At 59.6% G+C, this 549-nt stretch carries 1 protein-coding gene; it reads left to right on the top strand.

From position 1 onward, the window contains the following. A partial coding sequence (locus tag JWJ90_RS22895) for a phage tail sheath C-terminal domain-containing protein (RefSeq protein ID WP_275889175.1) occupies positions 1-476 on the top strand: 476 nt, incomplete at its 5' end. Between the last annotated feature and the right edge of the window lie 73 nt (positions 477-549).

Below are 549 nucleotides of genomic sequence, written 5' to 3'. Positions count from 1 at the left end.
GCATCTTCAACACGCTCTCCCTGGCCTACAAGACCAGCCGTGGCGAGCGCGATGTGCTCTATCCGGAAGGGGTCAACGTCATCGCCGTGTTCCCCGACACCGGCATCAACATCTGGGGCCAGAAGACGCTGCAAAGCCAGCCCTCGGCCGTGGACCGCATCAACGTGCGCCGTCTGATGATGTTCATGGAGGAAGCCATCTCGGAATCCTCCCGCTTCGTGGTGTTCGAGCCGAATCATCCCCAGACCTGGCGTGCCCTCGGCCGCCTGATCAATCCCTTCCTGCAGGACATCAAGGACAAGGGTGGCCTCTACGACTTCGCCTTCCAGTGCGACGAGGAGACCAATACCCCGGCGGTCATCGACCGCAACGAAATGGTGGCCCGCGTGTTCGTCAAGCCGACCAAGACGGCGGAGTTCATTGAGCTGAACTTCATCCTGACCAGCACCGGCGCGGACTTCAAAGAAATCATCTAACGGGAGAACACGGCTATGAGAAGCGGAAACATGCCCAAGAGCCTTTACCAGAACTGGCAGTTCGCCATCGAGG

The sequence above is a fragment of the Desulfobulbus rhabdoformis genome, assembly GCF_016919065.1.
GTDB lineage: Bacteria > Desulfobacterota > Desulfobulbia > Desulfobulbales > Desulfobulbaceae > Desulfobulbus > Desulfobulbus rhabdoformis.
The sequence above is the reverse complement of the archived record's forward strand: the minus strand, read 5'-3'. Positions and strand labels throughout refer to the sequence as shown.